Here is a 12,614-nt window from a genome sequence, read left to right on the forward strand (position 1 = left end):
TTCCGAATCTTCACATTTGCTATGGCCTCTAATTTAAAAAACAGATAGTGACCTTACCCTTACCGCTTCTTCTGATTGTTGCCGTTCTGCTGGGAGCCTGGCTTACCTGGCTGGCTCCCAGCAGAGCAGACCGGAGAAGGCGTATCTGGCGGTTGGTTGCGACCTGGGTGTCCGTGGCGAGTCTGGCCTTGCTGCTTTCTCCCCCAAGTTGTACCCGTACCTACAGCGCCTCAGAAGCCATTCTACTCACCGAGGGCTACCACCCAGATTCCCTCCGTTCGCTCCAGGCCAGGCTCCAGCCTAAGCCGCAGGTGTTTCAAGTGAGCGGTACCGCTGCCGAAGGAATACCGGTGCCTGACCTGGCGGCTTTCCAGGCGCATAATCCGGCGGTGCAGACGCTGCATGTGCTGGGCCATGGGCTGGAGGAAGAGGACCTGGCAAGTTTAAAAGCGATACGGCTGGTGCCCCACTTGGCGGGATTGCCTACAGGCGTGTTGGCCGCTTCCTGGCCTCAGAAAATCACGTTAGGCGAAGAGGTGCAGGTGCAAGGGAAATTCAGCACTCCAACGCAGACTACCAAGCTCTACTTGCAGGCCGCAGGTAGCCCCCGTGATTCCCTGGAAATCAAACCAGGAAGGGAGCATTCTTTTGCGTTCCGGTTTACGCCTAAGGCCACAGGCCAATTTGTATACACCTTGCAGTGGAAAGGGAAAGATGAGTCGGTGCAGGAAGAGGCCTTACCCGTAACGGTGCAGGCCCCTAGAACGCTTGCGGTACTAATCCTTGCCGCGGTTCCTTCTTTTGAGGTGAAATTTCTGAAGAACGCTCTTGCTCAGAAAGGCCACGGGGTGGCCGTCAGAAGCCAGGTGAGCAAAGGCGTGTACCAGACAGAGCAGATAAACCTATCAGGGCTTGCCCTTAGCCGCCTGTCAGGAGGCCTACTAAAGAAGTTTGACATGGTGGTGCTTGACGGGGCTACCCTGCAGGGTTTGTCTACCGGAGAGAAGCAGGCCTTGCAACAGGCCGTCCGGCAACAGGGTTTGGGCCTGCTGACCTGTTTCTCTGAAAACAGGCCCAAACGGATTCCTTTCTTCGCGGAGGCTGGTTTGAGGCAGATTTCAGAAAAACAGGCTAGAAACGCAACGGTGCAGTGGCCAGGACAAAACGGGGTGGTACTGCCGGTGCCGGGCAGCGTATGGCAACCGCTTGAGGGGCAGCAGGCCTTGGTATGGGAAAGGAACCCGCAGCATGCGCTGGCGGTACACTACCGCAAAGGCCTGGGCCAAGTAGGCGTAAGTCTGTTGGCCGAAACGTTTCCGTGGGCCCTGGAGGGCAAAGAAAAACTGTACCAGGCTTACTGGGCCAATATGTTAACCACGCTGGCAAAACCCAGCCAGGAGAAGGAAATAACCTTTGAGCCAGTCTGGCCGCAAAGCCACCAACCGCTTCTGGTAGAACTGACTGAAGAAAACCTCAAGGAGCCAAAATTAAAGTCTGAGGCCTCCGTCAAAACCGTATCCCTTGTAACATCGGCGACCAGCCCTCTGCCTTTAAGGCAAACCTACACTACCTGGCCCCAGGAAAAAGGCTGGCACTCGCTGGCGTTAAACGGAGAGGAGGCCCGCTTTTACGTGTACCCACAATCCGCCTGGCACACGCACCGGCTGCAAGCAAGGCAGCAGGCCACCCTGGCCGCTGCCGCAAAACCTCAGGCTAGTCCAAACGCCAACGCTGCGGTTACCCGCCAGGAAACGCTTCCGCTTTGGCCCTTTGGGTTGAGTTTGTTACTGGCCCTGGGCTTCCTGTGGTTGGAAGAGAAACTCTAAAAAGACGGCTACTGCTTCCCTTCAGAAGGCTTGATGATCCTGAACTCGGTGCGGCGGTTCAGTTGGTGCTGTTGCTCAGAGCAGGAAACGCCGTCCTGGCATTTATTGAGCAGCTTGGTTTCGCCGTACCCTCTGGCCACTACCCGTTTGGCGTCAATGCCCTTTGACAGAATATACAGAACCGCGGTAGAAGCCCTTAGTTGGGAGAGCATCTGGTTGTAGCGGTGGGTCTGCCGGCTGTCTGTGTGGGAGCTAAGCTCTATGCGCACCTCTGGGTTTTCCCGTAACATGTCTACTATCTGGTTGAGCTCTTCTTTGGCTTCGGGGCGCAGTGTGTGCTTGTCTAGGTCATAGTAGATATTGTCCAGCACAATAGACTGGTCATAGGTGTTGCGGTCCAAGACCATTTCAATGTGCACCGTATCAATCACCTTGCGGCAATCTGGGGCAATCTGTACGGTCTTGGTCAGGTAACCTTTTTTGCTACCCCTTACGGTGTAGGTGTGGTTACCTTTGGCCGCAAAGATGAACTTACCCTCTGCATTAGACACCAGACGTAGAGGCGAGCTGGTAGGGTCGCCATTGGTGGTGATTTGCAGGTCCACCTCTTCTAGGGGAATTTTACGGGTGCGACCGTCTGGGTTTGGTAAGCGCACATAGGTACCGCCCGCCACCTGGCACGGCACGGTAGAAGGGCCAATGCGGTAAATATCATCTGAGTTGCCGTCACCTCCGCGGTTAGAAGACAGAAAGCCCCGTATGCCGTCTTTTTCGTAGATCAGGCCAAAATCATCACGGGGTGAGTTAAAGGGGTAGTACAGGTTTTCCACGCCTTCCCAGACGTCTCCATTTCCTCTGGCCGAAAAGATATCAAGGCCACCCATGCCCAGGTGCCCGTCTGAAGAGAAATAAAGCGTTCCGTTTGACTGCACCAACGGGAATACCTCTTTGCCCGGAGTATTGATCACGGGACCGGCGTTCACGGGTTCAGACCAGCTATCCTGGCCTTGACGCAGGCAGTAGTAAATATCGGTTTGGCCGTAGCCGCCGGGCATGTCTGAGACAAAGTACAAGATCTGCCCGTCTGGCGATAGGGCCGGGTGCCCCACTGAGTAGGCCTCCCCTTTGCTATACGGGAAAATCTTCACGTTTTTCCATTTGTCTTTCACCAGGGTGGCGCTGTAGATCTCCAGGCGGTCCACAAAATCATCGCTCTTGGAATATCGCTGCCAACTGCCCTCCGTGGCTAGTTCCTTGGGCAATACCCGCTTCTTCACCCGTTTGGTACGCGTAAAGAAAATCTCATTGAAGTCTGGCGAGAAAGAGGCGGTAGCGTTATGGAATTTGGTGTTAATGCTTTTCTCCAGGGGTTCGATTTTGGCCCAGGTGCTGTCTGTGGGCCGCTCTGCCAGGTAGAGGTGCAGGAAAGGGGCACCGGTCCAGCCGTATACTTTTTGGTCCTTAGAGCTTTTTCCTTTGCCGCGGTCAGAGGAGAAGACCAGGTTGTTTTTAAAGAAGACCGGGCTGAAATCAGAGAATGAAGAGCTGAGAACGCTATCCAGGCGCACGTCTACAGACAAAGGCCTGTTGATCCAGCTCATGGCCAGGTCACAGGCTTTTATGAGTTGTTGCGCCTCTTCACGGCGGCTGGGGTCACGTTTGGCAAAATGTTGGTAGGCGCTTTTGGCTTCCAGATATTTGCCGTTCTGGCGGCAGGCATTGGCGTAATGGAAAAGGTTGGCCGTAGACAGATTTGGGAAAACCATGGTCTGCTTGTACCAGAATTCGGCCGCGCCGGGCTGGTTGATGAGGCGGTAGCAATCTGCTATCCGTTCCACCACGTGCTGGTCGGGCTGGTCTTGTTCCAGGAGCTTTTCATATTCTCCCAGCGCCAACGCATAGTCAAAGTTATTGAAGTGTTTATCTGCTTTGGACTGTTTTGCCTGCCCCTGCGCCAGGTGGGGAGGTAAGCAGAGAGTAAGGCAAAGCAGGAATAAGAGGTAAAAAATTTTCACAGTTGCGGTTCTTGTACCTTTGGGTTGGTAAATAAATTCTGTTTTAATGCCTTTTCCAAGAAACAGCTAAGATTGCACTTTTTAATTGGTTCTCCTTAAAAGTAGCGCGGGGTTAACATGCGGCCATATTTCTTTTTTATAAAGGTATAGCCCAAAGACAGTTCATGGCTGGAATACTGGCGCAACTGGTTCAGGGAGAAATCATAGGAATACCCCACGCGCATAAGCGGATTGGGGTGCAGTTCTAACAGAATGGCCAAAGCGTTGCCCAGCCGGGTAGCATTGCTGTTGGACGTATTGTTGAAGATATTAAGCGTAGTCCGGAAGGAAGTACCCAGCCATATCTGCTCATTGTAGAGCACAAAGGCGTTCAGGTCTAAGGCAGCCGGCCCATTGAAATCTTCCTTGAGTAAAAGGCTAGGCCTGAACTTGGTTTTGGCCGCCACATCAAATACCCCGCCCGACGTCAGGAACACGTGGGGCTGTGGGTCAGTAGGCAATCCCTCCTTAAAGAAAACAATATTACCTACTGACAGGCCCGAATAGAACTTGCTGCTGTACAGGTAGGCCCCAAACCTGGCGTTTGGTTTGATGGCTCTTTCCACCCCCATCGGGATGGCCATGTCATCCCGCTCATCTGGGTTTAGCTTGGTGCCGTCTAGGGTCTGTTGGGTAACGCCCAGGGCCATGCCCAACGCTAGACGCGTGGTGGGGTCCAGTGAAATCCTGACGGAGGAATTCAAGGACATTTCAGTAAAGCGCTGAGCGCCCAACCGGTCATTGGTAATGATCAGGCCACCCCCTACTTTCTTGCTCAGGCTTCCGTCCAGACTCAGGGTTTGGCTGAGCGGCGCACCGTCAAAACCGGTCCATTGGCTGCGGTGCGACCCACTGATGCTGGTTACCTCATTGCTGCCGGCATAGGCGGGATTCAGCAGCAACCCGTTGAACATGTATTGCGTGAACTGCGGGTCCTGCTGGGCCATACTCACCAGAGGAACCCAAAGGCATGTGACCAGCGCCAGGGCAGATACTATTGCTTTTTTCATTCTCCTCGTCATCATCTCTAGCGCATCAAGGTTACATAGCCTTTGTGAATCACTTCCTGGGTATCGCAGAGGCGTACTTTCAATACATAAAAATAAGTGCCTTCTGCCAGGCCACCGCCGTCCCAGTTGTTGCGATACTTTGTCATGCGGTACACTTCACTGCCCCAACGGTTCAAAATCACCAACTCATTCTCTGGGAACTCCTCCAGGTTTCGTACCACCCACAGGTCGTTCTTGCCGTCATTGTTGGGAGAGAAAACATTAGGCACGTTCAACTCAGGAGACAGGTATTTAGGATTGATGTCATGCACCCCAGAGCTCACGGAGCAGGTAGCGTTATTGGCGGTCACGGAAATTTTGGCAGAAGAAAGGGTGGCATTGGCCGGTCCTTTTACCGTCACTTTATTGGTGCCCTGCCCAGAGGAGATAGACCAACCTGCTTCAGTGGTAACAATGCTCCAGGTAAAAGTAACCCCAGGATTGGCGGGCACCGAGAACTGGTTGCCCAGACAAACAGAGCTCTCATCTGTGATTTGCAGGTTGACGGCCAAAGGCGGTGACACCGTTACGGTGAGGGTAGATGGTTCACTGGTGCTGCAACCATTAACGGTTTTTACGCTTATGGTACCGGTGCCTGCAGCGGCGGTAACTTTAATACTGGTAGAACCTTGGCCGCTTATGAGTTTCCAGCCGGCCGGCAGGGTCCACTCATAGGCAGAGGCTCCGTTCACGGCGGTAATGCTGTACACCAACTCATCAGTTGAAGCACACAGGGCGGCAGGGCCGGTGATAATACCTGGTTTTACTGCCTGACCAGTGCTGGTAGAAACGGTTAGGTTTTTCTCTGCACTGATACCACAGCTGTTCTGGGCTTTAACGGTAATCTGTCCCCCGGCCGTGGTTGGGATAACGGTAATAGAGCTGGAGTTCTGTCCTGTTACCAGCGTCCACCCAGTAGGTACGGTCCAGAAATACTGGTCTGCACCAGAAGCGCCACTAAGGCTATAAGTTACAGAACCTGCGTTGGCACAGACAAAAGGACTTCCAGTAATCTCTCCGCTAATGACCGGTACTCCCGTGCTTGGGGCAACGGCCACCGTCTGGGCCTGGCTTTGGCCGCAGGCGTTCTTAGCTACCACGCTCACTTTCCCGGCGGTGTTGCCGGCGGTTAATTTAAGAACGGTGGAGCCTTGGCCTCCTTCCAGTTTCCAATCTGCCGGGTAGCTCCATTCATAGGTAGTGGCGCCGTTTACCGGAGCAATGCTGAACACCAAACCGCTTTGTCCTGAACAGGGGGTAAGGGACGAGGCAATCACCTGGATAGGAGTTGGGTTAGCCAGGGAATTGGGTAGTACCTCTACCTCCAGCACACTGGCCGTAGAAGAAAGGTCGCATCCGTTTTTCCCTACTACGCTTATGGTTCCGTTGGTGGTTCCGGCTAGCGCGGTAATGACGTGGGTGCCCTGCCCTGTTTCTATGGTCCAACCCTGCGGTAAGGTCCAGGTATAGGAAGTGACTCCCTCTACCTCGGCCACCTGGTACGTCACCCTGGAGGTAGGGCAGGCCGCAGATTGGCCCGTAATAGCTCCCAACACTGGTGCCACGTTTCCAGATACGCTTACCTGTTTGGTAGATGCGGTACTGGTATTACACACATTTTTAGCAACTACGCTTATTTGGCCACCGGTGGTGCCTGCCTTTACTTGAATAGAAAGACCACCTTGCCCAGACACAATGGTCCAGCCAGTTGGCACACTCCAGTCATAGGTTAAAGCTCCCGTTACCGGAGGAATGGAATAGGTGATTTGGGTTTGGTTGTTGCAGACTCCGTTGGCTCCTGTAATGGCCTCTGGCGCGGTCAGATTGTCTGGGGCTACGTTCACCGTTAACACGCGTTTGTCTCCGGGGCCGCAGCTGTACTGGGTACTCACGGAAACCTCGCCAGAAACAGACCCGGCCTTTACCTGCACCTCATGCGTACCCTGCCCCGAAAGGATGGTCCAGCCGGCAGGCACCTGCCACTGATAACTGGTAGCACCCGTTGTTGCCACCACCGAGTACAACTGCACGGCCGCGGCGCATACAGTATTCACCCCCTGAATAGGGTCGGTGGCCGGTTGCAGGGAAGCGGGCGTCACTGCCAATGTTTTGGCAGGGCTGGTGCTGCAGTTATTGGACGCCTGCACTGAAATATTTCCAGCGGCATTTCCGGCTTTCACCACTACACTGCTTGTTCCCTGACCAGACACAAATTCCCAACCTGTAGGCAAGGCCCAGGTATAGGTAGCCCCGGCTATGGGATTCTTTACGCTATAGGTTTGCTGTGTACCGCCTCCGCAAGGTGTGGTTAGCCCTGTAATCTCTGCGGGGGTAACGGCGGCTGTCTGAGGGGTTACTTCTAACCTGACCACGGCGCTGGGTCCACAGGCGTTGGCGGCGGCCACGGTGATGGCCCCGGCCCCGGTACCTGCTTTTACCTGAATAGCGGCACTTCCCTGCCCGCCGGTAATCTCCCATCCGGCGGGAACCGTCCAGGTGTACTGTGTGGCGCCAATTACCGCATCAACTGAATAAGTAACGGGTGTTTCTGATGCGCAGGGGGCCGTCTCTCCTTTAATGGCGGTTGGAGAAGCAGACAAAGGCTGCGAAAGGGTGACATAGCTAGAGTCTGCGGTAGTGCTGCAATAATTGAAGGCGGTTACCTTCACGTAGCCATTGTTGTTTCCGGTCTGTACGCTAATGGACCGGGTTCCCTGTCCTGAAAGAACGGTCCAGCCAGTGGGGACGACCCAGGTATATCCTTTGGCCCCTTCGGCTTCCGGCACCGAAAAAGTACGCGTGGTAGTAGAGACGCAAAGCGAGGTTTCCCCCGCAATTGGCCCCACCTTGGCCGGAGGTGCCTGAGACATGTTCACGTTCAAGACAGAAGCGGCGCTGGTACCGCAGGTGTTAGAGGCAACTACGCCTACCTGAGCAGTGCTGGTACCTATGGTTACCACCAAAGTAGGGGTTCCCTGCCCCCGCACAATAGTCCAGGAGGAAGGCACTGTCCAGGTGTAGGTGGTGGCACCGTCTACTGGGGTGATAGAGTAGGTAGCCTCCCCGCTGTTGGCGCACACATCAGAAATACCGGTTATTTTGCCTGGGGTGGGTGGGGTAGCCGAAGAGGCCGTCACGGCCAGGGTGCGGGCCGCGCTTTGGCCGCAACCGTTGGCAGCGGTTACCTGCACGGTACCGTCGGCGGCACCTGCCCGTACTTTTATTTCGCGGGTTCCTTGTCCTGAGAGGATGGTCCAGCCACTAGGTACAGTCCAGTTAAAACCAGAAGCGGTGGCGGGCGCCAAAATGCTGTAGGTAAGTTGGCTGTTACCGGCACAGACTGCGGTTTCTCCTTCAATAGACGCGGTTAAGGAAGGAGACCCCTTGGTAGGTGCCACAGACAAAGAGGTAGCGGTGCTTTGTCCGCAGCCATTACCAGCAATGACCTGTAATTGGCCTGCGCTAGTTCCCACTTTCACTACCACCATGGCGGTACCTTGCCCGGAGATGATGCTCCAGCCCGTTGGCACGGTCCAGTTGTAAGTGAACCCAGGGAGAGGATTACTTACAGTATAGGTTTGTTGCCCGTCTACACATGGAATAGTTTCTCCATTAATGGCAGCCGGGGCGGCCGGCGCAGTGGTAGCAGGGGTTACCTGTAGGCTGCGGGTGGAGCTGCTTCCGCAGCCGTTGTTAGCGGTCACTGTCAGGTTCCCGGCGGTAGCGCCTGCCTTCACAACTAGAGCTTCCGTTCCCTGGCCACTGATAATGGTCCAGCCGGAGGGCACCGTCCAGGTGTAGCCGGTAGCCCCGGAAACCGGTTCTACGGAATAGCGAACGTTTTCCTGCGCTACGCAGGGGGCCTGTATGCCTGTAATGATGGTAGGCGTGGCCGGAAGCTGGGTACTCACCGAGATGTTTAACTCAGACGCGGCCCCGGTGCCGCAGGCATTAGACGCTACTAGCTGCACCTTTCCGCTGGTGCCCGCCTTTACCTTGATGCTTTTTGTTCCCTGCCCCGAAACGATCTGCCAGTCGGCAGGTACGCTCCAGGTGAGAGTAGAGGCATTGGTTACCTCTTCCACCGCATAGGTTTGGTCTGGGGAAGTGGCGCAAAGCATTGCGTTCCCTACAATAGGCCCTACCATTGGCACTTCTGAGAAAATAGTAGCCGCGTAGGAAATGGCAGAACTGGTACCGCAACTGTTTTGGGCTTTCACGTTAAACTCCCCGCCAGCTGTGCCGGCTTGAACAACCAGAGAAGCCGTGCCTTGCCCACTGACAATAGTCCAGCCAACCGGAACCGTCCAGGTGTAGCCAGTAGCATTCTGGACGCCTTCCACCTGGTACAACAGACCTGTGGCATTGGCGCAGACCTGACCCGGGCCCGTGATCTGAGACGGAGCCTGGGGCGCCGGCGGCGCTATGGTAACCTTTACTTCACTACTGGCGCTTTTGCTGCACCCATTGGTGGCGGTTACTTTCACGGTACCGCCGGTGCTGCCCGTATTCACGGTGACAGAAGGTGTACCCTGCCCGGACACGATGGCCCAACCCGCGGGAATTTCCCAGGTGTAAGAAACAGCTCCGTCTACCGGGTTAATGAAATAGGTAAGATTTTCCTGGCTGGCGCATATTTCCTTGGGTCCAGTAATGCTGGAAGGCATGGGTGGCGGCGAAGAAACAGTGGTAACAGTGAAGGTGGTTTCTGGGCCATCGCCGCAGGCGTTTACCGGCCTCACGGTAACGGTGCCGGTTTCCTCGGTCTCGCCAGTGGTTACGGTGATGGTGTTGGTGTCTACTCCAGAGGTAATCACCCAACCCGCCGGAAGCGTCCAGGTGTATTTACGGGCCCCGGAGACAGTGGCTATTTTGTAGACATTGCCGGGGGTGCTAATACACAGGGTAGTAGGGCCACTAATGTCGCCGGGCTTGGAGGGCGTGGCGCAGATAGATAGCTCAGAGGTATTGTTCTTGATGTTGGGATCTGTGCCATCACCGGTAACAGTGGCCACGGTGGTAGAGAACTCCGTTTTAACAATGCTGGCCTTCACCACCATGGTGGCAGACCCGTTCTTGGCGAATCTATCTAAGACCCACTCTCTCCTGACCGGATCAAACGAGGTTCCCTCTGAGGTGGTAGAGCTAAGGTATTGAATCCCGGAGGGCATCTCAAAGTTCACTACCACATTAGTGTCTTTGTCGGGGCCGTTATTGGTGAGGGTAATGGTATAGGTCACTTCCAGACCCACCCGGTAGGGGCCGCTGCTCACCACGTGCTTTATTTCCAGGTCGGCAATGTTTTCTGACCCCAGCGGGGCGATGGCGGTATTGGAAAGGGTAACGGCACCCGCCTGGCTCAGCAGTTTGCCTTCTACGGTAGTGCCGTTGCCAGCCTCAATGGCGTTCTGGGAAATAACCGATCCTTTGAAGGCACTTCTGGCCCCTAGTGAGGTTTTGCCTTTTACCAGCCAGAATACGTTTTTGGCCCTTACTCCCTGGCGCAACTCAATAGCCACCGCAGGGTCTACGGAAAGATCTCCTTCCACCTGAAACACAAACACCCCATACGGCTGCTTACCACCCAGGAGCTCCAGTGATTTCTGCAGGTGCAGGTTGCCATTTACCCGGTACACGCCCGGCGCTAACTTGGCACCGGACAGGCTACCCCCCGACAAGGTAGCCGTGGGCTGCTGACGTTGCAGTGCCGCGTACAGAGCGCTTATTTCTTCCACAGCTTTGGCCTGGTGCTCTGCCGTGGCAGGCACATTCAAACCAGTAATAGTCTTGCCGTGGGAAGTAATACCTTTGGCACCCGCTACAGAAAGTCCGTTCAATGTCTTAAACCCGGTCCCTAGCTGCGCGTAACCCCCAAACCCTAACAGAAAGAAAAGAAAGAATAACAGTAACCGTATCTTCATACACACTCCCTTTTTATAAATCTGCTTTATGAAGCGTAAGTCCAAAAAGCTTGATAATCTTTAATTTGATATTTGATTTATACATATAATTATAAAATCCTTGCCTAATAATTCCTTTTAAAGGTTAAATACTAAAATTCTTTGATTTAAAAGAAGCAGCAATGATGTGTATAACCAGAGCAGTAAATTGCTTAAGTACAAATTTTATAACCCCACAAATTTATAAAGATAAAATGGAATACAATAGTAAAATTTATATATGTTATCTTTAATATTTAAGGAAAGGGAATGGGTGTCATCTTGTTAAGAATGAGGTTTTTAGAGTATGAATAAAAAACTTCTCTAAACGGCTTTCTCAGCACCCGGAAGAAGGAAAAGATTTGAACAGGAGAAAGATCAGTGGTTACGGTATTTGGCAATTGCGGCAGGGGAATTGGTTTTGCCCTGTTTTGGCAAAAAACGGCTCGGAAACGCACTTCTACTTTGGCCTGTCACAGAAAGATCTTTCGCGCGGGACAGGCGGTTGCCCATGCTTCGCGGCAGGCGCTAAAATGCGGTAGAATAATAAGGAAAGCTGGTTCTGGAAGAAAAGCTGCCGGCATGGAAAAGGAAAGTGCAAAAGTCTGAAGCTGTTTTAAGCCCGTTTTTTGAAAAACAGGCCCAAAACAGCTTCAGGCTACCTCAGGCTTTAAACTGAAGGCAGGTATCTTTAGATAGTTACTAGTAAGTTTTCACCATATCCATTCGGGGCAAAACACCTTGTTCTTGTTGTTCACTTTAATGCCCAACATCAGTTCATGAGAGCCGGCACTGGTTTCTAGTTGGCTGGAGGTGGGCAAATCATAGGAATACCCCACGTCCAGAATGTGGCTGACGTTTAACCCAAATAGGAACACCACGGCATCTTTGTCACGGTAGGAGACCCCCAGCCAGATACGGTCATTGTACATGGTCTTCAGGTTCAGGTCTATGGCGCCGGTGCCTGGGTTAGATTTCTTGTAAAGAACCGAAGGGATGAGGGTGAGGTCGTTTACCTTGAGCCGGTACCCGGCGGTGACAAAATAATGCGGCACCAGCCTTCCTGACAGCACATGGTCTACCGGGGCTTTGAAATCACTGCTGCTGTTAAGCAGCTGCGCCGCTGAAATGCCCAGGAACGCGTTGGTGGTGTAAAGCCAGGTGCCAATGCTCACGTCTGCCTTGGTCATGTTGATCATCTCCCCAGCAAGCGAGGCATCTGAAGGATCAATGGCCCGGGCCTGGCCTGTGTTGAAGCTGTTCCGGAGTACGCCCCCAGAAATGCCCGAAGATAGGTTAATCGTGCTGGTAAGCGGCAAGTGGAAGGCGTACATCAGGTTAACGGTGCTGGTCTTCAACAGCCCAGCCTGGTCAATCTGCACCATAGCACCCACCCCGTGGTGCGGTCTTACCCTATGGAACTTGTTGTTCTTGTTGACGTTGACTCCCTTTTTGCTGGTGCGCGGGCTTATCTTGCCCCGCCCCTGCGCGTTGCGATCGCTTTTGCCAATAGAGGCGTGCACGCTGGTGTAAAACGTAGTAGGCGACCCTTCCACCCCCACCCACTGCTTGCGGTAAGAAGACCTGATGTCCATGTAATTCTCAATGCCCGCCACTGCCGGGTTAATGACCAGACTGTTGGTCATGTACTGACTGAACTGGGCCTTCTGCTGGCCGTTGGCCTGGAGGCAAACCCCACAGACAAAAAGCAGGGTAAGGCAAGAGAAATTTCTTCCGCTCATGGCC

Annotated in this window: 5 protein-coding genes; 1 reads left to right on the forward strand and 4 read right to left on the reverse strand. The window is 53.8% G+C overall.

Annotation, left to right across the window (positions count from 1 at the left end):
- Positions 1-47: 47 nt before the first annotated feature.
- Positions 48-1,826 carry a hypothetical protein gene (locus ACYVJQ_RS01840; RefSeq protein ID WP_460891364.1) on the forward strand — a complete coding sequence of 593 codons (1,779 nt, stop codon included), beginning with the start codon at positions 48-50 and terminating at the stop codon, positions 1,824-1,826.
- A gap of 8 nt (positions 1,827-1,834) precedes the next feature.
- Here ACYVJQ_RS01840 and ACYVJQ_RS01845 read toward each other — a convergent pair whose 3' ends face one another.
- From ACYVJQ_RS01845 to ACYVJQ_RS01860, 4 genes are all read right to left on the reverse strand, one after another.
- Complete coding sequence (locus tag ACYVJQ_RS01845) at positions 1,835-3,841, reverse strand: OmpA family protein (RefSeq protein ID WP_460891365.1); 2,007 nt, start codon at positions 3,839-3,841, stop codon at positions 1,835-1,837.
- A 95-nt stretch (positions 3,842-3,936) separates the two neighbouring features.
- Positions 3,937-4,890 carry a PorP/SprF family type IX secretion system membrane protein gene (locus tag ACYVJQ_RS01850; RefSeq protein WP_460891366.1) on the reverse strand — a complete coding sequence of 318 codons (954 nt, stop codon included), beginning with the start codon at positions 4,888-4,890 and terminating at the stop codon, positions 3,937-3,939.
- A gap of 17 nt (positions 4,891-4,907) precedes the next feature.
- Entirely contained in the window at positions 4,908-10,850 is a 5,943-nt protein-coding gene (locus ACYVJQ_RS01855; protein WP_460891367.1) for an ice-binding family protein, read from the reverse strand.
- A gap of 731 nt (positions 10,851-11,581) precedes the next feature.
- On the reverse strand, positions 11,582-12,610 hold the full coding sequence (locus ACYVJQ_RS01860; RefSeq protein ID WP_460891368.1) for a PorP/SprF family type IX secretion system membrane protein: 1,029 nt from the start codon (positions 12,608-12,610) through the stop codon (positions 11,582-11,584).
- Positions 12,611-12,614: the final 4 nt, after the last annotated feature.

This window comes from Rufibacter soli, from assembly GCF_054781795.1.

Coding starts and splice junctions, on each gene's coding strand:
- ACYVJQ_RS01850 (WP_460891366.1), bottom strand. CDS start 4,890: ATGAAAAAAGCAATAGTATCTGCCCTGGCGCTGGTCACATGCCTTTGG.
- ACYVJQ_RS01855 (WP_460891367.1), bottom strand. CDS start 10,850: ATGAAGATACGGTTACTGTTATTCTTTCTTTTCTTTCTGTTAGGGTTT.
- ACYVJQ_RS01860 (WP_460891368.1), bottom strand. CDS start 12,610: ATGAGCGGAAGAAATTTCTCTTGCCTTACCCTGCTTTTTGTCTGTGGG.